This window comes from Streptomyces sp. NPDC036984 (assembly GCF_055607665.1).
The window spans coordinates 471,075-489,957 of the sequence record NZ_JBVJRL010000002.1; the positions used below are offsets into that span (position 1 = coordinate 471,075).

General features: G+C 72.8%; 19 protein-coding genes and 1 pseudogene. 10 read left to right on the forward strand and 10 right to left on the reverse strand.

What is annotated here, in order from left to right; genetic code table 11:
- Positions 1 to 11: 11 nt before the first annotated feature.
- From ACZ7DL_RS06155 to ACZ7DL_RS06165, 3 genes are all read left to right on the forward strand, one after another.
- Positions 12 to 527, forward strand: a complete 516-nt coding sequence (locus ACZ7DL_RS06155) for a YbaK/EbsC family protein (RefSeq protein ID WP_470771766.1) — start codon at positions 12 to 14, stop codon at positions 525 to 527.
- Entirely contained in the window at positions 524 to 1,369 is an 846-nt protein-coding gene (locus tag ACZ7DL_RS06160; protein WP_470771768.1) for an EamA family transporter, read from the forward strand. The genes ACZ7DL_RS06155 and ACZ7DL_RS06160 overlap by 4 nt, the downstream gene beginning before the upstream one ends.
- A gap of 136 nt (positions 1,370 to 1,505) precedes the next feature.
- Positions 1,506 to 1,784 carry a DUF1876 domain-containing protein gene (locus ACZ7DL_RS06165; protein ID WP_470771769.1) on the forward strand — a complete coding sequence of 93 codons (279 nt, stop codon included), beginning with the start codon at positions 1,506 to 1,508 and terminating at the stop codon, positions 1,782 to 1,784.
- A gap of 248 nt (positions 1,785 to 2,032) precedes the next feature.
- On the opposite strand, the gene ACZ7DL_RS06170 is transcribed toward ACZ7DL_RS06165, so the two are convergent.
- The 6 genes from ACZ7DL_RS06170 to ACZ7DL_RS06195 form a co-directional block, all read right to left on the reverse strand.
- Entirely contained in the window at positions 2,033 to 3,202 is a 1,170-nt protein-coding gene (locus tag ACZ7DL_RS06170; protein ID WP_470771771.1) for a serine hydrolase domain-containing protein, read from the reverse strand.
- Positions 3,203 to 3,274: 72 nt separating this feature from the next.
- Entirely contained in the window at positions 3,275 to 3,721 is a 447-nt protein-coding gene (locus tag ACZ7DL_RS06175; protein ID WP_470771772.1) for an organic hydroperoxide resistance protein, read from the reverse strand.
- A gap of 119 nt (positions 3,722 to 3,840) precedes the next feature.
- Positions 3,841 to 4,308: a MarR family winged helix-turn-helix transcriptional regulator gene (locus ACZ7DL_RS06180; RefSeq protein WP_470771773.1), complete on the reverse strand. Its 468-nt coding sequence runs from the start codon at positions 4,306 to 4,308 to the stop codon at positions 3,841 to 3,843.
- The gene (locus ACZ7DL_RS06185; RefSeq protein WP_470771775.1) at positions 4,305 to 5,066 is read right to left on the reverse strand and encodes an energy-coupling factor ABC transporter ATP-binding protein; all 762 of its coding nucleotides are present in this window, start codon (positions 5,064 to 5,066) and stop codon (positions 4,305 to 4,307) included. Before ACZ7DL_RS06185 ends, ACZ7DL_RS06180 begins: the two co-directional genes overlap by 4 nt.
- Positions 5,054 to 5,815 carry a cobalt ECF transporter T component CbiQ gene (cbiQ, locus tag ACZ7DL_RS06190; protein WP_470771777.1) on the reverse strand — a complete coding sequence of 254 codons (762 nt, stop codon included), beginning with the start codon at positions 5,813 to 5,815 and terminating at the stop codon, positions 5,054 to 5,056. The genes ACZ7DL_RS06185 and cbiQ overlap by 13 nt, the downstream gene beginning before the upstream one ends.
- A gap of 1 nt (position 5,816) precedes the next feature.
- On the reverse strand, positions 5,817 to 6,860 hold the full coding sequence (locus ACZ7DL_RS06195; protein WP_470771778.1) for an energy-coupling factor ABC transporter permease: 1,044 nt from the start codon (positions 6,858 to 6,860) through the stop codon (positions 5,817 to 5,819).
- A 148-nt stretch (positions 6,861 to 7,008) separates the two neighbouring features.
- On the opposite strand from ACZ7DL_RS06195, the gene ACZ7DL_RS06200 reads away from it, so the two are divergent.
- Entirely contained in the window at positions 7,009 to 7,347 is a 339-nt protein-coding gene (locus ACZ7DL_RS06200) for an SsgA family sporulation/cell division regulator (RefSeq protein ID WP_470771779.1), read from the forward strand.
- Here ACZ7DL_RS06200 and ACZ7DL_RS06205 read toward each other — a convergent pair whose 3' ends face one another.
- The 3 genes from ACZ7DL_RS06205 to ACZ7DL_RS06215 form a co-directional block, all read right to left on the reverse strand.
- Positions 7,348 to 9,015 carry a penicillin-binding transpeptidase domain-containing protein gene (locus ACZ7DL_RS06205; RefSeq protein ID WP_470771780.1) on the reverse strand — a complete coding sequence of 556 codons (1,668 nt, stop codon included), beginning with the start codon at positions 9,013 to 9,015 and terminating at the stop codon, positions 7,348 to 7,350. It abuts the gene before it with no gap.
- Between the two features lie 96 nt (positions 9,016 to 9,111).
- Positions 9,112 to 10,746 (reverse strand): penicillin-binding transpeptidase domain-containing protein, encoded by a 1,635-nt coding sequence (locus ACZ7DL_RS06210; RefSeq protein WP_470771781.1) that lies wholly within the window; start codon positions 10,744 to 10,746, stop codon positions 9,112 to 9,114.
- Positions 10,747 to 10,853: 107 nt separating this feature from the next.
- A complete protein-coding gene (locus ACZ7DL_RS06215; protein WP_470771782.1) occupies positions 10,854 to 12,611 on the reverse strand; it encodes a dolichyl-phosphate-mannose--protein mannosyltransferase in 1,758 nt (585 codons plus the stop codon).
- Between the two features lie 127 nt (positions 12,612 to 12,738).
- Here ACZ7DL_RS06215 and rsmI point away from each other — a divergent pair, with 127 nt between their 5' ends.
- The 6 genes from rsmI to ACZ7DL_RS06245 all read left to right on the forward strand — a co-directional run bounded on the left by rsmI (position 12,739) and on the right by ACZ7DL_RS06245 (position 18,526).
- Positions 12,739 to 13,587 carry a 16S rRNA (cytidine(1402)-2'-O)-methyltransferase gene (rsmI, locus tag ACZ7DL_RS06220; RefSeq protein ID WP_470771784.1) on the forward strand — a complete coding sequence of 283 codons (849 nt, stop codon included), beginning with the start codon at positions 12,739 to 12,741 and terminating at the stop codon, positions 13,585 to 13,587.
- A 283-nt stretch (positions 13,588 to 13,870) separates the two neighbouring features.
- Complete coding sequence (locus ACZ7DL_RS06225; RefSeq protein WP_470771786.1) at positions 13,871 to 14,272, forward strand: hypothetical protein; 402 nt, start codon at positions 13,871 to 13,873, stop codon at positions 14,270 to 14,272.
- A 42-nt stretch (positions 14,273 to 14,314) separates the two neighbouring features.
- Positions 14,315 to 15,193 carry a TatD family hydrolase gene (locus tag ACZ7DL_RS06230; RefSeq protein ID WP_470771787.1) on the forward strand — a complete coding sequence of 293 codons (879 nt, stop codon included), beginning with the start codon at positions 14,315 to 14,317 and terminating at the stop codon, positions 15,191 to 15,193.
- A 114-nt stretch (positions 15,194 to 15,307) separates the two neighbouring features.
- Positions 15,308 to 16,663: a ubiquitin-like domain-containing protein gene (locus ACZ7DL_RS06235; protein ID WP_470771789.1), complete on the forward strand. Its 1,356-nt coding sequence runs from the start codon at positions 15,308 to 15,310 to the stop codon at positions 16,661 to 16,663.
- Between the two features lie 67 nt (positions 16,664 to 16,730).
- On the forward strand, positions 16,731 to 17,636 hold the full coding sequence (rsmA, locus tag ACZ7DL_RS06240; RefSeq protein WP_470771792.1) for a 16S rRNA (adenine(1518)-N(6)/adenine(1519)-N(6))-dimethyltransferase RsmA: 906 nt from the start codon (positions 16,731 to 16,733) through the stop codon (positions 17,634 to 17,636).
- Positions 17,633 to 18,526, forward strand: a complete 894-nt coding sequence (locus ACZ7DL_RS06245) for a 4-(cytidine 5'-diphospho)-2-C-methyl-D-erythritol kinase (protein WP_470771793.1) — start codon at positions 17,633 to 17,635, stop codon at positions 18,524 to 18,526. The genes rsmA and ACZ7DL_RS06245 overlap by 4 nt, the downstream gene beginning before the upstream one ends.
- 30 nt (positions 18,527 to 18,556) lie before the next feature.
- Here ACZ7DL_RS06245 and ACZ7DL_RS06250 read toward each other — a convergent pair.
- A pseudogene (locus tag ACZ7DL_RS06250) lies at positions 18,557 to 18,815 on the reverse strand (Uma2 family endonuclease); the annotation flags it as partial.
- Positions 18,816 to 18,883 lie beyond the last annotated feature (68 nt).

The window sequence follows — 18,883 nt, forward strand, 5'->3', positions numbered from 1 at the left end:
CCGTGCCGTCCATGACGACGACAGCCGCCACTGACGCCGAAGGTTCCGCAGCCCACCCCCAGTTCGCCGAAGCGCTGCGGGCGCTCGGACTGGACGACGTCCTCCCACGCACCCGGCGGTTCCCGGACGCGACCCGGACCGCGGCCGAGGCCGCCGCCGCGATCGGATGCGAGCTGAGCCAGATCTGCAAGTCGCTGATCTTCGCCGCCGACGACGTGCCGGTGCTGGTGCTGATGGACGGGGCCTCGCGGGTGGATGTGCGGCGGGTGCGGGAGGAACTCGGCGCCGGGAAGGTCACCCGGGCCGACGCCGGCCTCGTCCGTGAGACGACGGGGTACGCCATCGGCGGGGTACCGCCCTTCGGGCACCGCACGCGCACGCGTGTCCTCGCCGACCGCTCGCTGCTCGCGCACGACGTGGTGTGGGCGGCGGCCGGCACCCCGCACACCGTCTTCCCGATCGCGCCGCGGGATCTCGTCGCCCACGCGGGCGCGACGCTGGTGGACGTACGCGAGCCGAAGGCGTGACACCGCTCGTCGCCGCGGCCGTCCTGCTCGCCGCCGTCACCCACGCCAGCTGGAACGCCATCGCCCACCGCATCAGCGACAAACTGGTCGGCTTCACCCTGATCTCCGGCGGCGGGCTGCTGATCGGGCTCGCCCTCACCCCGTTCGTGGCCTTCCCGGCGGGGCCGGCCTGGCCGCTGCTGCTGGCCTCGGCGGCCGTGCACATCGTCTACTACGTCCTGTTGATGACCTCGTTCCGGCTGGGCGACTTCGGGCAGGCGTATCCCCTCGCGCGCGGCAGCGCCCCGCTCGTGGTCACCGTGCTCGCCGCCGTCTTCGCGCACGAGGTGCCCGGCGTCTGGGCGAGCGCCGGTATCGCCGTGTCCTGCCTGGGCCTGACCGGCGTCAGCCTGTGGGGCCTGCGCGGCAACCGGCCCGACTGGGCGGCGATCGGCGCGGCCCTGGCGACCGGCCTGACCATCGCCGCGTACACGGTCATCGACGGTCTGGGCGTCCGTGCCGCGCACACACCCCTCGGGTACATCGCCTGGCTCATGGCCATCCAGGGGTCCGCCGTTCCCGCGTACATGTACGTACGCGCTCGGGGCGACACCGTACGGCTGCTCCGGCCGTACGCCGGCCTCGGACTCCTCGGCGCCGCCCTGTCCGTCTCCGCGTACGCCCTGGTCCTGTGGGCCCAGACCCGGGCCGCGCTCGCCCCCGTCGCCGCGCTGCGCGAGTCGTCCATCATCGTCGGCGCGGCCATCGGCGCCCTGTTCTTCAAGGAGCGCTTCGGCGCACCCCGGATCGCGGCGGCGGCGCTGCTCGTGCTCGGGATCGGGTTGATGCTGCGGGCGGGGTGAGAGCGGCACGGGCAGCGCGCGCGAGGGGTGCCGCGGGCCCGGTGGTGCCCGGGGCGTGCCGCCGTGCCGGTGCCGACATGACGGGCCGGGGTGCTGAGGCGCACCCTGGAAGCAGCGGTTTTCGGAGGTGATCGTCATGACGCACACCGCTGTCGGATGGCACGTCGAGCTGGAGTTCAAGGAGGAGGACGACCAGCACACGCAGGCGGTGGCCCTGGTGCGCTTGCCGGACGGTACCGAGGTCCGGTCGCGCGGCCACGCCAGCAGGCACAGCATCGACGCGAACCAGCCCCGGGTCGGCGAGGAGATCGCCGGCGCCCGTGCCCTCAACGAACTGGCCATGCAACTGCTGACCAAGGCCCACGACGAGATCGACACGGAGTCCGGACGGACCTCGCATCCGATCCACGTGTGACACCACCGCGCCGTGCGCCCGGGGCGTAGGCGGTCTCGGCCCTGTCGTCACACCCGCCTGCCCCGCGAGTGTGACGACAAGGACCTAGGGGGCTTCGTTTGGATCAGCCCGGGTCCGCGACGCCCGGCACGGCACCTCGCCGCGTTGTCGGACCACCCGAGTACGCCCAGTACGCGGGTGATCCTCCGCCTTGCGATGCACCGCACCATGCGCCGCGGCCTGATCCGACCTGATCCAAACGAAACCCCCTAGGCGAGCGCCGTGCGGACCGCGCGGATCAGCGCCTGCGCCCTCGGGTCCGCCGTCACGCCCGAGCGGAAGCCGTTGGTGACATAGCCGAAGGCGATGCCGCTCTCCGGGTCGGCGAAGGCGAGGGCGCCGCCGCGCCCGGGGTGGCCGAAGGAGCCGGGGGAGAGCAGCGGCGACGCGGCGCCGTGCAGCATGTAGCCGAGGCCGAAGTGGGTGTTCACCACCAGGACCCGGTCCGGCCCGGCGGACTGCTCGGCGCGGGCCAGTTCCATGGTCTGCGGGGTGAACAGGCGGGTGCCGCCGTCCACCTCGCCGATGAGCGAGGCGTAGAAGCGGGCCAGTCCGTCGGCTGTGGCGATGCCGTTGGAGGCGGGCAGGGCGGCGGCGCGGTAGGCGGTGGCGTTCTCGTCGGGGAGCGGGGTGATCGCGGCGAACGCGCGGCGGGTGAGGGAGCCCGGGTCGGCGTAGGCCTCGGCGACCGCACGCTTGGGCCGGGTCCGCAGACCGCCCGCGGCCTGAGGGGCGTCGAGCGGGCCGACGCGCCCCGCGCGCGCGTGCTCCGGTTCCGGCAGGCCGAGCCACAGGTCCGCGCCGACCGGCCCGGCGATCTCGTCCGCGATCCACTCGCCGACCGGGCGGCCGGTGACCCGGCGGAGCAGTTCGCCGGTGAGCCAGCTGTAGGTCTGGGCGTGGTAGCCGTGGTCCGTGCCCGGCTCCCACACCGGCGCCTGGGCGGCGACGGCGGCGGCGCCGAGGTCGGGGTCGGCGGCCTCCGCGGGGGTCAGCGGGCTGTCCAGCACGGGCACGCCCGCGCGGTGCGCGAGCAGGTGCCGTACGCGGGTGTGGTCCTTGCCGGCCGCCTTGAACTCCGGCCAGTACGAGCCGACCGGGGCGTCCAGGTCCAGCTCGCCGCGCTGGTGCAGGAGCAGCAGCGCGGCGGCGGCGACGCCCTTGGTGGCGGAGCGCACGATCTGCGCGGTCCCGGGCTCCCAGGGCGCCGTGCCGGCCGAGCCGTCGATGTCCCGGGCGCCGGCCCACAGCTCCACCACCCGGTGCCCGTCCCGGTAGACGGCGACGGCCGCGCCGCGCTCGCCGAGCAGCGCGAAGTTCGCGGCGAACGCCTCCCTGACCGGCTCGAAGCCCTCGGCCACAGTGCCGTTCACGTCCACGCTCGCCGTCCCTTCCCATCGCCTGCGACAGTGGGTGCAACACCGGCTGCGTGCCTGCGATTCCTCGGCGGATCAGCCCAGCAGGATCGTTACGTCGATGTTGCCGCGCGTGGCGTTCGAGTAGGGGCACACCTCGTGGGCGGCGTCCACCAGCTTCTCGGCGATCTGTCGGTCCAGTACCGGCAACGAGACGCTGAGCGCGACCGCGAGGCCGTAGCCGTGGTGCTTGTTCGGGCCGATGCCGACCTTGGCGGCCACGGTGGAGCCGGTCAGGTCGTAGCCCGCGCGGTTGCCGACCAGGATCAGCGCGTTGTGGAAGCAGGCGCTCCAGCCGGCCGCGAACAGCTGCTCCGGGTTCGTGCCGTTGCCGTCGCCGCCCAGCCCGGGAGGCATCGCGACCTTCAGCCGGATCTGGCCGTCCTGGCTGGTGACGTAGCCGTCGCGGCCGCCGTGGGCGGTGGCCTCGGCGACGTACATGATCTTCGTCGGACGCGTGTCGACAGCGGTGCCCTCGGTCATGACCGGCCTCCCCCGAAACAAGTGGCGCACAAGTCCATCGTGCACAAGGTACCGGCTGGTAGGTACGGGCTGGGCCGGTGGGGGGGTAGCGACCGGGGGTAACACCCCGGCGCACCAGGTCAGCGGGTGCGCTTCGCCGCGCTTCCCGCCCTCTCGGCGAGCTGCCACAACTCCTCGCGCAGCCGCGCGACCTCCGACGCGTCGAGCGCCGTCGCGGTGAGCAGCGCGCCGGGCATGCGGGCCGCACGCTCCCGGAGTTCCTCTCCGCGCCCGGTGCAGGCGACGAGCACCGAGCGCTCGTCGTCCGCCGCGCGCTCCCTGCGCACCAGGCCCGCCCCCTCCAGCCGCTTCAGCAACGGCGAGACGGTGCCGTAGTCCAGCCGGAGGGCGCGCGCCAGCTCCTTCACGCTGGTCTCGCCGCGCTCCCACAGCACCAGCAGCACGAGGTACTGCGGATAGGTGAGCCCCAGGTCGTCCAGAAGGGGACGGTACGCGGCGGTCACCGCCCGCTGTGCGGCGTACAGCGCGAAGCACAGCTGGTCGTCCAGCAGCAGCGAGCCCTCGACGGCGGGGTCCTGGTTCGTCACGCGCCCATTGTCACGGACTTCGGGTCGAAGCCGAACGGCAGCTCCAGCCGGTGCGCCCGCATCAGCTCCTCGTCGCCGAGCAGCGCGCCGGTCGGGCCGTCCGCGGCGATCACGCCGTCGCTGAGGACGAGGGAGCGCGGGCACAGCTCCAGGGCGTACGGCAGGTCGTGCGTGACCATGAGGACGGTGACGTCCAGCGAGCGCAGGATGTCGGCGAGTTCGCGGCGGGAGGCCGGGTCCAGGTTGGAGGACGGCTCGTCCAGGACGAGGATCTCCGGCTCCATCGCGAGCACGGTGGCCACCGCGACCCGGCGGCGCTGGCCGAAGGACAGGTGGTGCGGCGGCCGGTCGGCGAAGTCCTGCATCCCGACCCGCTCCAGCGCGGAGCGCACCCGCTCCTCCAGCGCCGTCCCCTTGATCCCGGCGGCGGCCGGACCGAACGCCACGTCCTCCCGCACGGTCGGCATGAACAGCTGGTCGTCCGGGTCCTGGAAGACGATGCCGACCTTCTGCCGGATCGCGGCCATGTGCTGCTTGCCGACCGGCAGCCCGGCCACGGTCACCGTGCCGGTACCACCGCCCAGGATGCCGTTCAGATGCAGCACCAGCGTCGTCTTGCCGGCCCCGTTCGGGCCGAGCAGGGCGACCCGTTCGCCGCGCGCGATGGAGAAGTCCACGCCGAACAGGGCCTGGTGGCCGTCGGGGTAGGCGAAGGCGAGGCCGGAGACCTCCAGGGAAGCAGTACTCACAGGATCCATCCCAGCAGACAGACGACGAGGGCGGCGCAGGGCAGTGCGAGGGCGTGCCGCCACTGGGCGGCGGACGCGGTCACCTCGTCGATGACCGGCATGGCGCCGGCGTACCCCCGGCTCACCATGGCCAGGTGCACGCGCTCCCCGCGCTCGTAGGAGCGGATGAACAGCGCGCCGGCGGACTTGGCGAGGACGCCCCAGTGCCGCACGCCCTTCGCCTCGAAGCCGCGCGACTCGCGGGCGATCCGCATCCGGCGCATCTCGTCGGTGATGACGTCGCCGTAGCGGATCATGAAGGACGCGATCTGCACCAGCAGCGGCGGCAGCTTCAGCCGCTGGAGCCCGAGCAGCAGTTCGCGCAGCTCGGTGGTGGCGGCCAGCAGCACCGAGGCGGCGACACCGAGGGTGCCCTTGGCGAGCACGTTCCAGGCGCCCCACAGCCCGTTCACGCTCAGCGAGAGCCCCAGCACATCCACCCGCTCGCCCTCCGCGACGAACGGCATGAGCACCGCGAAGGCGACGAACGGCACCTCGATCAGCAGCCGCCTGAGCAGGAAACCGGCGGGCACGCGCGCGTGCTGCGCGACGCGCGCGAGCAGCACGGCGAACAGCGCGAACGCCCACATCGCCGCGCGCGGGGTGGACACGACGACCACCACGAACAGGAAGGCGGCGGCGAGCTTGGTGTGCGGCGGCAGGGCGTGCACGGGCGAGTGCCCGTGCCGGTAGAGCCGGTGCGCGTGTCCCGCTCCCACGTCAGACGCCGGTGTTCACGGGAGACACGTCGTCGGTGCGCCGCCTGCGCACCGCCCAGAACACCGCGCTGCCCGCGACGACCGTGACGCCGACGCCGATCACGCCCGCGAGGCCGCCGGACAGCCGGGCGTCGGAGACGTCCTTGACGCCGTAGTCGGCCAGCGGCGAGTCGGCCGCCGCGTGCTTCTCCGCCTTCTTGTCGATCCCCTTGTCGTGCGCGACCTTCTCCAGGCCGTCGGGGTTCGCGGAGGCGTAGAAGCTGACGAAGCCGGCCAGGACGAGGGAGGTGACGAGGCCGGTCACCCACAGCGTGCGCCGCGAGGTGCGCGCCGCCACGGGCACCGTGGGAGCCGGGGCGTCCACCAGTGCGCCGTTCACCCGCAACCGGAGCCGCTGCCGCAGGCCGCGTGCCCCGTACACCAGGTCCGGGCGTACGGCGATGACGGCGCCGACCGTCAGCGCGGTGATGACCGCCTCACCGGCACCGATCAGCACATGCACGCCGACCATCGCGGTCGCGACCTTGCCGATGGAGACGTCGGTGGTGCCGCCGACCGCGTAGAGCAGGGTGAAGGCGACCGCGGCGGCCGGCACGGACAGCAGCGCGGCGACGAAGGAGGCGACGGTCACCGAGCGCCGCTTGCGGGGCAGCACGGCGAGCAGACCGCGGAAGACGGCGTAGGCCACGACGGTGGTGACGATCGCCATGTCGGTGATGTTCACGCCGAGCGCGGTCAGCCCGCCGTCGGCGAACAGCACGCCCTGCATGAGCAGCACGACCGACACGCACAGCACGGCGGTGTAGGGGCCGACGAGGATCGCGGCGAGCGCACCGCCCAGCAGATGCCCGCTGGTCCCGGCGGCGACCGGGAAGTTCAGCATCTGGACGGCGAAGATGAACGCCGCGACGAGGCCGGCCAGCGGGGCCGTCCGCTCGTCGAGTTCGCGGCGGGCGCCGCGCAGGCTCACCGCGAGGGCGCCGGCGGCGACCACTCCGGTGACCGCGGAGGTCGGGGCGTCGATGAATCCGTCAGGTACGTGCACCGTACGATTTTAGAGCCTTGTTGCGAACCCTTTGCAAGAGAGATCGAGTCTCGGCTCTCATCGGGCGCGAACCGGAAAGTATGCGACGCTTGATGGAAAGCGGATGCACGGCTTTCGCATAGGTCACGGTGCGTGAGAGGGCGGTCCGATGTCTGTAGTCGAGCAGTATGCGCGCGCTCATATCGTCACGGACGAGGAGGACCCCGGGGCTGTACCCGTCGTGCTGCGGTACGACCCCGACAGCGATCCCCGGTCGGTCCGCGTCGGCTTGCCCGGACCGCACGAGTGGACCTTCTCCCGCGCGCTCCTCGAACGGGGGCTGCGGGCGCCGGCCGAGAGCGGCGCCGTCCGGGTGTGGCCCTGCGGGCGCGTCCAGGCCGTGGTCGAGTTCCACACCGACCACGGCGTCGAAGTGGTCCAGTTCGAGTCGAAGACCCTGGTCAGATTCCTGCGCCGGACCTACACCGCCGAGCCCGTGCGCAGCTGATCAGCTTCCGAGCTTCAGCAGCTTCGCCACGATCGGTCCGGCCGTGTCGCCGCCGTGTCCGCCCGCCTGGACCACGCCGGCCGCCGCGAGGTCGCCCCGGTAGGCGGTGAACCAGCCGTTCGGCTTCTTCTGCCCGTCGACCTCCGCCGAGCCGGTCTTCGCGCCGTAGTCCGGGCCGAGCCCGGACATCGCCTCGGCGGCCGTGCCGTACGCGGCCGTGTACCGCATCAACTCGCGCAGCTGGGACAGCGTGGTGGGCGACAGGGTGCGCGAGGCGGTGGCCAGCGTGCGGTGGTCCACGGACGGGGACACCAGGTAAGGCTGGTGGAAGGTGCCCGACTTCACGGTGGCCGCCACCGAGGCCATGTTCAGCGGGTTCATCCGCACCCCGCCCTGACCGATCAGCGAGGCGGCCATCTGCGCCGCCGACTGCACCGGCACCGAGCCGTCGAAGCTGGGCACACCGATCGCCCAGTTGTTCATCGACAGCCCGAAGACCTGCTGGGCCTGCCGGGTGAGGTCGTCGTTCTCCAGCTTCTTCGCCTGGCTGATGAAGGCCGTGTTGCAGGAGCGGGCGAAGCTCGCCTTGAACGTGCCGCCCTTGATCTGGAAGTCGTCGTCGTTGTGGAAGGTCCAGCCGCCGTACTTGGAGGTCTTCGGGCAGGGATGCCCCTTGTCCGCCGAGGCCAGACCCTTGTCGATGAGCAGCGAGGAGGTGATGATCTTCATCGTGGAGCCGGGCGCGAGCGAGCCCTGGAAGGCGGTGTTGAAGCCGTGCCCGCTGTTGGCGACCGCGAGGATCTCCCCGGTCGAGGGCCGCAGTGCGACCACCGAGGCACGCGCGCGCCGGGCCACCTGCTGCTCGGCCGCCGCCTGCAGGGTGGGGCTGAGCGTCGTCCTCACCGTCCCCGGAGTGCCCTTGCTCAGCTCCACCAGCGTCTTGTCCGACAGCTTGGCGGCCTTGGCCGCCTTGCCGCGCACCACGCGGAGCTCGACGCCCGCCGTACCGCCCGCCTTCTTGCCGTACTTCTCCCGCAGCCCGTCCAGCACCGTGCCCAGCGACGGGAACCTGGCGGCCGTCAGCTCGCCGCCGTCGCGGTCCAGCGCCTTGACGGGCGGGGTGCCCGACTCGCCGGTGACCAGCGTGTCGCCGTCCCTCAGGTCCGGATGGACCACGGCGGAGTGCCAGTCGACCAGCGGCCTGCCGTCGCTCGCGCGGCGCACGACGGTGAGCGAACTGCCGTAGGCGAGCGGCTTGCCGAGGTTCCGGTAGGCCACCGTCGCCTTGACGGAGAACGGCACCTCGGCGCCCTTCGCCGTTCCCGGGGTGAGCGTGACGTCCTTCAGGTGGGCGTCCTTGGTGTAGCCGGTGAGCAGGGTGCGGGCGGCGGACGGGTCGTCGGTGGCCGCCGCCGCCTCGGTGACCCTGCCGTGCTGCCAGGCGGTCAGGAAGCGGGTGGCGGCCGTGCGGACCTCCGTGGCGCTGAGCGGGCCGGTCTTCACCGGCTTGTGGCCGGCCGTGGCGGCGGTCGCCTCGTCGGCAGCGGCCCCGCCGCCGTACAGCGCGTAGACGCCGAACCCGGCACCGCCGACCACGACGGCGATCATCCCGCCGAGCACGGCGGGTCGGGTCTTGCGCCGCTCGGCGACGCGCCTTCTCTTGCCCACAGCCTCAGTTCCTCCGCGCCTTCCCCAGGGTCCCCACAGCCCTCACACTCCCCAACGACGGCAATCACCTTAAAGTCCCCGCCTTTGCGGGTGACGTCAGCCGGCGTTCCGTAGCACGCTTGCGACAATCGGCCCGGCCGCGTCGATGCCGTGCCCGCCGTCCTGGACCATCGCCGCCGCGGCCACGTCGTCGCGGTAACCGGCGAACCAGCTGTCCGGCCTGGCCTCCCCGTCGACCTCCGCGGACCCGGTCTTCGCGCCGATGTCCCCGCTCAGAGCGGCCATCACGCCCGCCGCGGTGCCGCTGCGCGCGGTGCGGTTCATCATGGCGCGCAACTGCTGGACCGTGCTGGACGACAGCCCCCGCGCGCGGGCCGGTTCGCGGTCGTCCAGCCGCAGCGGCACGATCACGGGCTGGCGGAAGGTGCCTGTCTTCGCGGTCGCCGTCACGGACGCCATGTTCAGCGGGCTCATCTGGACCTGGCCCTGTCCGATGAGGTGGGCCGCGGTGTCCGGGCCACCGGAGGCGGGAACCCGGCCGTCGAACGTCGGCACGCCGACCTGCCAGTTGTTCCGCCCGAGCCCGAACCGCTCCGCGGCCTCCTCGGTGAGCGAGTCGGCCTTCACCTCGTCCGCGAACTTCACGAACGCCGTGTTGCAGGAGCGGGCGAAGCTGTCGGCGAGGGTGGCGTGCTCGTCCGGCTTCAGGCCCTTGAGGTTCTGGAAGGTCTGGCTCTGCCAGACGGCCGACGGCGGGCAGGGCGCCGGGCCGCCCGCGGTGGTCAGGCCGTTGTCGATGAGGGTCGCTGCGCTGATGATCTTCATGGTGGAGCCGGGGGCGCGCTCGCCGAGGAGGGCCGCGTCGAAGCCGTCCACGCGGTTGTTGGCGACGGCCAGGATCTCGCCGGTGCTCGGCTTGACGGCCACGACGGAGGACTCGGCGTACTTCTGTACGGCCGTCTCGGCCGCCGCCTGCGCGCTCGCGCTCAGTGTCGTCGGGAGCTTGCCGGGCCTGCCCTTGACCAGGGTGGCGAGCGGGGTGTCCGCGGCCTGGCCGCCGTCCGCCGCGGCCTGACGGCGGATCACCAGCTCCACACCGGGCCGGCCGCCGGTCTTGTCGCCGTACCGTCTGCGCAACTCGTCCAGCAGGGGGCCGAGGGAGGGGTACTTCCTCCGTGTCAGCACCTTTCCGTCCCGGTCCACGGCCTCGATCTCCGGCGCGGCCGACTCGCCGGTGGCGAGCGTGTCTCCCTTGCGCAGGCGCGGGTGGACGACCGAGGGCTGCCAGTCGACCAGCGCGCGGTGCGAGGTCTCGCCGCGCACCACCGTCAGCGTGCTCCGGTAGGAGAGCTGCCGGGACGCGCCGTGGTACGACACCGTTGCCCGCACCGTGAAAGGCACCGTGTCGCCGGTGGCCGCACCGGGCGTGATCCGTACCTTCCCGATGTGCGCGTCGCCGTGGAAGGCCGTCAGTAACCTCTGCGCCGCCTGCGGGTAGTTCGTGTACGACGCCGCGGTCGCCGCGTCGCCCTTCTCCCAGGCGGTGAAGAAGGCGCTGGTCGCCTGCTTCACCTCGGAGCCGGTGGGCGGGCCCGTCCGCACGGGAGCGGCGTGCCCCGTGCCGCCGTCGCCGTTCAGTGCGGACGCGACGTTGTAGAGCCCGTAACCGGCTCCGCCCAGCATCGTGACGCACACACCGCCGATGACGACCGCCTTGACCCTGTTGCGCATGGCGCGGATCCCTCCCCGTTCGACCTGTTGAACACGTTCAAAACAGGATTCCGGGGCACTGTATGCGGTGGCGGGGCTCGCCGGGAAAGGCGTTGTCGAACCGTGACTCAGACCCAGGTGTCCAGCCACATCCGCGACCGCCAGTTGTCGACCGGGATCGCCTGGCCCGTGTACAGGGGCCAGAAGTAGATGAAGTTCCAGGCGATCAGCAGCACCAGGACGCCCGCCGCCGTCGCGCCGATCACCCGGCGGGTGTCGCTCGACCCCGGCGGGCCGACGATCGCGCCGATCATCATCGCCAGCGCCAGACACAGGAACGGCAGGAAGACGACCGCGTAGAAGAGGAAGATCGTCCGCTCCTGGTAGAAGAACCACGGCAGATAACCCGCCGCGATCCCGCAGGCGATGGCACCGGCCCGCCAGTCGCGGCGGAACGCCCAGCGCCACAGCACGTAGCCGATCGCGAAGCAGGCCGCCCACCACAGCAGCGGCGTGCCGATCGCCAGCACCTCCCGGGCGCACTTCTGTCCCGCGTCCGCCGGGCAGCCGTCGGCGCCGGGGGAAGGCGACTCGTAGAAGTACGACACCGGGCGGCCCAGCACGATCCAGCTCCACGGGTTGGACTGGTACGTGTGCGGCTGGTCGAGGTGGACGTGGAAGTTGTAGACCTCGTGCTCGTAGTGCCACAGACTGCGCAGCCAGTCCGGGAGGAACGACCAGGTGCCGCCCTTGCCGTCGGTGGCCGCCCAGTTGCGGTAGTAGCCGCCGGTGCCGTCGGCCGGGGACAGGATCCAGCCGGTCCAGGAGGCCACGTAGACCACCAGCGCCACCGGGATCGTCGCCACGAAGGCGAGGCCGGTGTCGTACTTGAGGGTGGAGACATACGGGTGCCGGGCGCCGGCCACCTTGCGGGCGCCGACGTCCCACAGGACCGTCATCACACAGAACGCGGCCAGGACGTACAGGCCGTTCCACTTCGTGCCGACGGCCAGGCCCAGCATCACCCCCGCCCCCCACCGCCAGGGGCGCCACCCGAAGCGGAAGGCGTCCGCGACCTGCGCGTCCGGCCGGACCCGGCCGTCCGGCCCCACCGGCAGCGCGGCGGCCAACCGCTCCCGCGCCCGGTCCCGGTCGACCACCAGACAGCCGAACGCGGCCACCACGAAGAACATCAGCACGCCGTCGAGCAGCGAGGTCCGGCTCATCACGAAGTGCAGGCCGTCCACCGCCATCAGCGCGCCCGCGAGACAGCCCAGGAACGTCGAGCGGCACATCCGGCGCCCGATCCGGCACACCAGCAGCACGCTCAGCGTCCCGAGCAGCGCCGTCATGAACCGCCAGCCGAACGGGTCGAACCCGAACACCAGCTCGCCGAGCCCGATGACGTACTTGCCGACCGGTGGATGCACCACGTACGCCGGATCCGTCGGGACCGCCAGGTGGCCGTGCTGCTGGAGGACCAGGTCGTTGGCGTTCTTGCCGTACTTGTCCCAGCTGACCTCGAAACCGCGGTGGACGAGCGCCCACGCGTCCTTCGCGTAGTAGGTCTCGTCGAATATCACCGCGCGCGGGCTGCCCAGATTCCAGAACCGCATCAGGCCCGCCATCAGCGTCACCAGCAGCGGCCCGCCCCACCCCGACCAGCGGGTGATCCGCTCGGCGAGGACCGGCGGCACGCCGAGCGCCCGCCACAGCCGGGGACTCGGCTCGGCGTACGGCGGCACCAGACGGTCGCGTACGTCGCCCGTGGGCGCGTCCGCCGCCGGTGCGTACCCGAATCGGCGCAGCCGCCGCTGCCACGACGGCCGCTGGTCGTGCGGCGCCTGGCCCTGCCGGAGGTCCATGGAGGACGCGGTACTGGTCACCGCGCCATCGTAGGGAACCGTGCTGTGCGAGTCCCGTGCATGTGCGGTACCGGTCGGGACACGTTCGGCCGCATCCCGCCTCCGGGCGCTCGGAAGGCGGCCCCGGAACTCCTGGGAGGATGGGGGTGTGACTGGAACCCTTGTCCTGGCAGGTACCCCCATCGGTGACATCGCGGACGCGCCGCCCCGGCTGGCCGAGGAACTGGCCGGCGCCGACGTGGTCGCCGCCGAGGACACCCGGCGGCTGCGCCGGCTCACGCAGGCGCTGGGCGTCACGCCCAAGGGCCGCGTGGTGTCGTACTTCGAGGGCAACGAGGCCGCCCGCACCCCCGAGCTGGTCACGGAACTGCTCGGCGGCGCGCGTGTGCTGCTGGTGACCGACGCCGGCATGCCCTCGGTCTCCGACCCCGGATACCGGCTGGTCGCCGCCGCCGTGGAGCAGGACATCCGGGTCACCGCCGTGCCCGGACCGTCCGCCGTGCTCACCGCGCTCGCCCTGTCCGGGCTGCCCGTCGACCGGTTCTGCTTCGAGGGCTTCCTGCCCCGCAAGGCCGGCGAACGGCTGTCCCGGCTGCGCGAGGTCGAAGGCGAGCGGCGCACCCTCGTCTACTTCGAGGCCCCGCACCGGCTCGACGACACCCTCGCCGCCATGGCCGAGGTCTTCGGCGCGGACCGGCGGGCCGCCGTCTGCCGCGAGCTGACCAAGACGTACGAGGAGGTACGGCGCGGACCGCTGGCCGAGCTGGCGCGGTGGGCCGCGGAGGGCGTGCGCGGGGAGATCACCGTGGTGGTCGAGGGCGCGCCCGAGGCCGGGCCCGAGGAACTCGACGCCGCGGAGCTGGTCCGCCGGGTGCGGGTGCGGGAAGAGGCCGGCGAGCGCCGCAAGGAGGCCATCGCGGCCGTGGCGGCGGAGGCGGGACTGCCCAAGCGGGTCGTCTTCGACGCCGTGGTCGCGGCCAAGCGTGTGGGTGAGTGACGAGGAGTCCGCGCAGCCGCAGGCGTGCCGCTGAGTGACGCTGGGTGACGGGGAGTCCGCGCAGCCGCCTGCCCCTTCCGGGTGCCCCCATGCCCCATGGCAGAGCAAAGCGCTGGCGTCGTCGGCAAAGCCCAGCCGTCTCATTCGCGCCACTTCGGCAAGCGACGTCCAAATCGCCTCCAACACTCGACAGGCCTGATGCATTCACGCCGGGCCGGGGCGTCCACTGGTCGAAGGGACGCACCCGTCCAGAAGGGACGCACCCGCCCGACAGGGAGCTGGCATGAGTGACATAGCAGGGCAGACCGGTCTCCGCGGTACGGCCACAGCCGTCGTTCACGAGTCGTATTCGTTCGCCTGCATGCGCTGCGGGCACGGCTGGGAGCAGTCGTACGAGATAGAGCACCACACGAACGCCGAGGGGGAGGAGTTCGTGCTGTACGTGGCCGACGGCCGGGTCGTGCCGTCGCCGCTGAGCCGGCCGGGCTGCCAGAACTGCGACGGCCATGTCGTGCGGATCATGCGTGCGGGCCAGGTCTCCGCGGTGCGCGGCGCGGCCGAGCGGCCCCACCGGGTGCCGCAGGCGGGCACGGTCGAGGCGCCGCCGGTGCCGGGGCAGGCCGAGGAGCCGCACCACTGGCACCTGTCCGATCTCCTGCACCCGTTCCAGCGCAGGACGAGCTGAGCGGGTCGGCGGCCTGGCATGCCCCTTTCGTAGGATCGGGGCATGCCTTCGAACGCCGACAAGAACGCGGCACCCCCGCTCCCGCCTCCCCTGGGGGTGCCCGTCGCCGACTCCCACACCCACCTCGACATGCAGTCCGGCACGGTCGAGGAGGGCCTGGCGAAGGCCGCGTCCGTGGGCGTCACGACGGTCGTCCAGGTCGGCTGCGACATCAAGGGCTCGCAGTGGGCCGCGGAGATCGCCGCCGCCCACGACGCCGTCCACGCCGCCGTCGCCCTGCACCCCAACGAGGCCCCGCGCATCGTCCACGGCGACCCGGACGGCTGGTCCCGGCAGGGCGCCCGCGCGCCGGGCGGCGACGCGGCCCTGGACGAGGCGCTCGCCGAGATCGACCGGCTGGCCGGGCTGCCGCAGGTGAAGGCCGTCGGCGAGACCGGCCTGGACCACTTCCGCACCGGCCCCGAGGGCAAGGCCGCCCAGGAGCGGTCCTTCCGCGCCCACATCGAGATCGCCAAGCGGCACGGCAAGGCGCTCGTCATCCACGACCGCGACGCGCACGCCGACGTCCTGCGCGTCCTGAAGGAGGAGGGCGCCCCCGAGCGCACCGTCTTCCACTGCTACTCCGGCGACGCCGAGATGGCCGCGATCTGCGCCCGCGAGGGCTACTTCATGTCCTTCGCCGGCAACGTCACCTTCAAGAACGCCCAGAACCTGCGCGACGCCCTCGCCGTGGCCCCGCTGGAACTGGTCCTCGTGGAGACCGACGCGCCCTTCCTGACCCCCGCGCCGTACCGCGGACGGCCCAACGCGCCGTATCTCGTCCCGGTCACCGTCCGCGCGATGGCCGCCGTGCGGGGCATCGACGAGGACGCGCTGGCGACCGCCCTGGGCGCCAACACCGCCCGCGCCTTCGACTACTGATCACCCGTTCGGGGCGCAACAGTACGTAGTCGAGCCGCTTTGGAGAGTGACCGACGCTCCGCTAGGTTCTGGGGGCCCGATCCGGACCCATCTGGCCCCCTGGAGCGTGTCGGCGTGAGCACGTCGCAGTACGAGACGTACGACCCCTACGGCCATGACGCCTCCGTCCACACGGCGGAGACGCTGCCGTACGGCCTGTACGAGGACACCTACCGGCCCGCCTACGAGGCCGAGGCGTACTTCGTCACCGAGCCGGTGCCCCCGCTGCCGCGGCAGACGACCGGCGCCCCCGAGACGGTGATCCCCGAGCCGGAGCCGCCCGCGGAGGCCGGCGGGCGGGCCGCGCGCCGACGCAGGGCGCGGTACGCCGAGCGCCCGGATTCCACCATGCGCCGGCTGCTGCCGCAGGCACTGGTCGTCGCCTTCCTGGCCGGCGGCACCACCGCCTTCGTCGCCGAGGACAAGGCGGTCGAGCTGAGTGTCGACGGCAGGCAGCGCGCCCTGCACACCTTCGCCGACGACGTACGGGAGCTGCTCGCCGAGGAGGGCGTCCGCGTGGGGGCGCACGACATGGTCGCGCCCGCCCCCGGCACGGCGCTCAAGAGCGGTGACCCGGTCGCGGTGCGGTACGGGCGCCCCGTCCGGCTCACCCTGGACGGCCTGCGGCGCGAGGTGTGGACGACGGCACCCACGGTGGAAGGCGCGCTGCACGAGCTGGGGGTGCGCGCCGAGGGCGCCTACCTGTCGACCTCACGCTCCCAGCGCATCGGACGCGCCGGGCTCGCGCTCGACGTGCGCACCGAGCGCGCGGTCACGGTCATGGCGGACGGCCGCACCCGCACCATCCGCACCAACGCGGCCACCGTACGCGAAGCGGTCGAGGAGGCCGGCATCTCCCTGCACGGCCAGGACACCACGTCCGTCCCGCCGGAGAGCTTCCCGCGCGACGGGCAGACGGTGACCGTGCTCCGGGTGAGCGGCGCCCGGGAGATCCGCGAGGAGCAGATCCCGTTCGAGACCGAGCGGACCGAGGATCCGACCCTCTTCAAGGGCACCGAGGTCGTCGCACAGCCCGGGCAGCCCGGACTGCGGCGGATCACCTACTTCGTGCGCACTGTCAACGGGGTCCGGGACAAGCCGCGCCGGGAGAGGTCCGAGGTGGTGCGCAAGCCGCGCAAGCGGGTGATGAAGGTGGGCACCAAGCCCCGGCCCCGCTCCGTGCATGGCGCCGACCACCTGAACTGGCGCGCGCTCGCCGCCTGCGAGTCCGGCGGCCGGCCGCACGCGGTCGACCCGTCCGGCACCTACGGCGGGCTCTACCAGTTCGACGCACGCACCTGGCACAGCCTCGGCGGCAAGGGCCGCCCCCAGGACGCACCGGCGGAGGAACAGACGTACCGCGCGAAGAAGCTGTACGTGAGCCGCGGCGCCAGCCCCTGGCCGCACTGCGGGGCGCGGCTGCGCAAGTGACCGCGGGCAGGCGTGGCTGCCGGGCACCCCGGCGATCCCGGCGGTCACACCCCCGTACCCTTGTCCCGTGAGCAGCCCCACCCCCGACGCCCTCCTCGGCCCGGCCGACATCCGTGAGCTGGCGGCAGCGCTCGGTGTCCGACCCACCAAGCAGCGCGGCCAGAACTTCGTGATCGACGCCAACACGGTCCGCCGTATCGTCCGTACCGCCGAGGTGCGCCCCGACGACGTGGTCGTCGAGGTCGGCCCGGGGCTCGGTTCGCTCACCCTCGCGCTGCTGGAGGTCGCCGACCGGGTCACCGCCGTCGAGATCGACGACGTCCTGGCCGGCGCGCTGCCCGCGACCATCGCCGCGCGCATGCCGGAGCGCGCCGACCGGTTCGCGCTGGTCCACTCCGACGCGATGCACGTCGCCGAGCTGCCCGGCCCCCCGCCGACGGCCCTGGTGGCGAACCTCCCCTACAACGTCGCCGTACCCGTGCTGCTGCACATGCTCGACACCTTCCCGAGCATCGAGCGGACCCTCGTCATGGTGCAGTCCGAGGTCGCCGACCGGCTCGCCGCCGCACCCGGCAACAAGGTCTACGGCGTGCCGTCCGTGAAGGCCAACTGGTACGCCGAGGTGAAGCGGGCCGGGGCCATCGGCCGCAACGTCTTCTGGCCCGCGCCGAACGTCGACAGCGGGCTGGTGTCGTTGGTGCGGCGGACGGAGCCGATCAAGACGACGGCCTCCAAGAAGGAGGTCTTCGCGGTGATCGACGCGGCCTTCGCCCAGCGCCGCAAGACCCTGCGGGCCGCACTCGCCGGCTGGGCCGGGTCCGCCGCCGCCGCCGAGGCGGCCCTGGTCGCGGCCGGGGTCTCGCCGCAGGCGCGCGGGGAGTCGCTGACGGTGGAGGAGTTCGCGCGGATCGCCGAGGCTGCGTCATCGCGGGGGGCGACCCCCGCAGCCCCGAACCAGGAGAGCGGCAAGTGAGCGTCACGGTACGGGTGCCGGCCAAGGTCAACGTCCAGCTCGCGGTCGGCGCCGCCCGCCCCGACGGCTTCCACGGCCTCGCCAACGTCTTCCTCGCCGTCGGCCTGTACGACGAGGTCACCGTCACCCCCGCGGAGGAACTCCGGATCACCTGCGAGGGCCCGGACGCCGGCCAGGTCCCCCTGGACCGCACCAACCTCGCCGCCCGCGCGGCCCTCGCGCTCGCCGGACGCCGGGGCATCGAGCCGAACGTCCACATCCACATCGCCAAGGACATCCCGGTCGCCGGCGGCATGGCGGGCGGCAGCGCGGACGGCGCGGGCGCGCTGCTCGCGTGCAACACGCTGTGGGGCTCGGGCGCCTCGCGTGCCGAGCTGCTCGCGATCTGCGCCGAGCTGGGCAGCGATGTGCCGTTCAGCCTGGTGGGCGGGGCGGCGCTGGGCATCGGGCGGGGCGAGCAGCTGACGTCCCTGGAGGTCGGCGGCACCTTCCACTGGGTGTTCGCGATGGCCGAGCGGGGTCTTTCCACCCCGGCGGTCTTCCGGGAGTTCGACCGGCTGGCGGAGGGGCGGGACATTCCGGAGCCGGTGGCTTCGGCGGAGCTGCTCCAGGCGCTGGCGAAGGGGGACGCCGACGCGCTGGCCGCCACCGTCTCGAACGACCTCCAGTCCGCCGCCCTGTCCCTGTTCCCGGAGCTGGCGGACACGCTGGAGGCGGGGCGGGGGGCGGGTGCGCTGGCCGCGCTGGTCTCCGGTTCCGGGCCTACGACGGCGTTCCTCGCGCGGGATGCCGAGTCGGCGGAGAAGGCGGCCCAGGTGCTGCGGGCGTCGGGGACGTGCAGGGCGGTGCGGACCGCGGCGGGGCCGGTGGCGGGGGCGACGGTTCTCTGAGGGGGCTCAGAGGGTGTCGATGGCGGTCAGGTCGATGACGACGGTCATTTCCCTGCGGACTCTCGGTTCTCGTGGCGCGGTACGACGCAACTCGCTCACCAGCAGGTCGATGACGACGCTGTGGAAGTCCCGCTGGGCACTCACGAAAACCAGGCTCCCGTCGATCAGCTCTGTGTGCGGCGGGAGATCCGGCAGCGTGAACAGGTCGTCCACGGTGTAGCCGTCCGGGGGGGGGCACCGGCCAGTGGTGGCGGTGCTCTACGGACTCGGCGGTCATGGTTTCCCCCATGGACGGGATCCTGCTGCCTGCCCTCCACGGTAGCGGCCGCATCCCGATCACATCATCACAAAGAGTGA

What these genes read in the sequence shown, in the direction of transcription:
- ACZ7DL_RS06155 (WP_470771766.1), top strand. Translation starts at nt 12, where the DNA reads ATGACGACGACAGCCGCCACTGACGCCGAAGGTTCCGCAGCCCACCCC.
- ACZ7DL_RS06165 (WP_470771769.1), top strand. Translation starts at nt 1,506, where the DNA reads ATGACGCACACCGCTGTCGGATGGCACGTCGAGCTGGAGTTCAAGGAG.
- ACZ7DL_RS06175 (WP_470771772.1), bottom strand. Translation starts at nt 3,721, where the DNA reads ATGACCGAGGGCACCGCTGTCGACACGCGTCCGACGAAGATCATGTAC.
- ACZ7DL_RS06185 (WP_470771775.1), bottom strand. Translation starts at nt 5,066, where the DNA reads ATGGATCCTGTGAGTACTGCTTCCCTGGAGGTCTCCGGCCTCGCCTTC.
- ACZ7DL_RS06200 (WP_470771779.1), top strand. Translation starts at nt 7,009, where the DNA reads ATGTCTGTAGTCGAGCAGTATGCGCGCGCTCATATCGTCACGGACGAG.
- ACZ7DL_RS06210 (WP_470771781.1), bottom strand. Translation starts at nt 10,746, where the DNA reads ATGCGCAACAGGGTCAAGGCGGTCGTCATCGGCGGTGTGTGCGTCACG.
- ACZ7DL_RS06225 (WP_470771786.1), top strand. Translation starts at nt 13,871, where the DNA reads ATGAGTGACATAGCAGGGCAGACCGGTCTCCGCGGTACGGCCACAGCC.
- ACZ7DL_RS06230 (WP_470771787.1), top strand. Translation starts at nt 14,315, where the DNA reads ATGCCTTCGAACGCCGACAAGAACGCGGCACCCCCGCTCCCGCCTCCC.